General features: G+C 45.8%; 1 protein-coding gene. It reads right to left on the bottom strand.

Translation table 11 applies throughout. From position 1 onward, the window contains the following. Positions 1–2446: helicase-related protein (locus B4N75_RS00920; RefSeq protein ID WP_296706342.1), on the bottom strand; the 2446-nt coding region annotated here is incomplete at both ends.

The raw sequence follows: 2446 nt of genomic DNA, 5'->3' as shown, positions 1-2446 counted from the left end.
CCTTTATGTATGAGTCATAAGCCGCTTTTACAGTTGTTGCTTCTGATAAACTCGCATAGGTATCTGCTATTTTAGCTTCAAGTTTAGGATACTTTTGATTCTGTGCATCATCATTTGCATCTTTCTGTCCAAGAGAATACGGAGGGTTTCCCATAACGACGGTAATAGGCTGTTTTTTCTGCTCGTTCACACGGTCGCTGTTTTCGCTGAACACCTTGTCGTCCAATGTGGGGTCTCCATTCTCATACAGCTGGAACGTATCGGTCAGGCAGATACCGCCGAACGGCTCGTATTCAGGTTCTGAATCAAGCTCAGAATGACAGTCCTTTATCAGGTCGTGGTAGGCGTTTTCTATGTTCACGCTTGCAATATAGTAAGCCAAAAGCACAATTTCGTTGGCAAAAATCTCGTGCCTGTATTTTCGCGCCAAGTCCTCTTTTTTAATAATTCCAGACTGCAGGAGCCGTGTTATGAACGTTCCCGTTCCTGTAAACGGGTCGATTATGTTAACTTTCTCGTCGCTGAGCGAACGTCCGAATTCTTTATTCAAAACCCACTCAACGCTATGGATAATAAAGTCCACAACTGGAACCGGAGTATAGACAATTCCAAGCTTCTCGACGGTCATAGGGAAAGCGTTCTTAAAAAAACTGTCGTAAAGCTCAACAACGACTTTCTGTTTTCCTTCCGCATTGTCAATTCCTTCGGCTCGCTGCTTTACCGAGTTATAGAACCGTTCCAGTTTTTCCAAGTCCCCGCTTTCGCTCTTTTCGTCCAAAAGAGAAACGATTTCTTCCAGCGATTTTGAAACCGGGTTTTCTTTGGTAAAGTGGTCGTTTCCGAACAGAGCCTCAAAGACTGGTTTTGTAATCATGTGCTGTGCCAGCATCTCTACGGCGTCATGCCGGCTTACACTAGGATTCAGGTTCTTCTTTAGTCCTTCCCAGTAAGCGTTGAACTTGTCCTTATGGTCGCCATCAACTGAAATCAGCCTGTTTATGCGGTCAATATTTCTCTTGGCTATTTCGCCTACGTCCTTTCCCCAGTCTGCCCAGTAGCGCCGGCTTCCGCACTTGTTTACCATTTTGGCAAAAACCTGTCCGGTAAGCTTCTGGAACTTGTCGTATAATTCCTGCTGGAGCTCATCAAAGTCGAGCGTGCCTTGCACTGGTTCAGAACCGCCGTCGTCATCGTCGCCGCCGACCATTGGCTTTCCGCCAAAGTTGCCGCCGCCAGTTACGTTTATGATTTTAGGCTTCTTTTTATTTAGCTCTATTTTGTTGATTGTCGCATTAAAGCGGTCATCGTGGGCACGGAGAGCATTCAGCACGCTCCATACAATCTTGAAGTCGTCGCTTGTGTCCAAAATCTCATCTGCGTTCTTATCCCCAGGCACAAGAACCGGTATGATTATGTAGCCAAATTTCTTGCCTTCGGCTTTTCGCATTACCCGGCCTACCGATTGAACCACATCGACCTGGCTGTTTCTTGAAGAAAGGAACATTATTGCGTCAAGGCTTGGAACATCAACGCCCTCGCTAAGGCAGCGCACATTGTTCAGAACACGGCACTCTTTTTTATTTGGGTCGGCATGCTTTAGCCAGTCAAGTTTTTCCTCACGGACTGTGCTTCCCATTCCGCCGTCAACGTGCTCCGCCTGAACTGCGACAAGCTGCTCCCGTTCTTCCTCAGACATTTTTTCATAATACGCTTTCTGGCACACATTAAATGAGTCTTTTAAATAAATTGAGTTCTTTATGCTGGAGCAGAATGCGACTGCCGACCGCATCGGCTCCGGGTCAACGTCGCTGAACAGCTCCTTGTCAGTAAGATAGTTTGTCCGCTTTGAAAGAACATTGATACACCCTATGAGTTTTATAGCGTCGCTTTCTTTTAAGTCGGCGTTTCCTTCCATAAGCTCATTCAAAAGCTTTGGCTCTACGGAATTTTCATCGAGCGTAAGAACGATTACTTTGTAGTCAGAAAGAAGCTGTTTTTCGACTGCCTCACCGAATCCTATACGGTAGATTTCTTCACCGAACATTTGCGGATCGTCCATTGACCAGACTTCAACTTCCTTTTCCTTTGCTTTTGCTTGGGCGTCGCTGGAATAAAGACGTGGAGTAGCGGTCATATAAAGGCGCTTTTTTGCTTTTATATTGCCGTTTGAATGTACCTTTGTGAACGAAGACTGGCTCTTGTCCTTCTGCTTTACACCGGTTGTGCGGTGGGCTTCGTCGCAGACAATCAAATCAAAAATAAACGAGTCTTTATCCAAATTGTTTATTTGTTTCTGAACATCGCTGATTACGTCTATTGACTGGTATGTGCTGAACACGACAATCATGCCGCCTTCGCAAGCCTGTCTTGCCCTAAAATCAACAAACTGGCTGTAAACCTTCTTGCTGTCGGTTGTGGCGGGAAGCACTAGGTCTGAAATCGAGTC

Source organism: Treponema sp. UBA7570, from assembly GCA_002477955.1.
In the GTDB taxonomy this organism is placed as follows: Bacteria; Spirochaetota; Spirochaetia; order Treponematales; family Treponemataceae; genus Treponema_D.
This window is presented reverse-complemented; position numbering and strand designations above follow the sequence as displayed.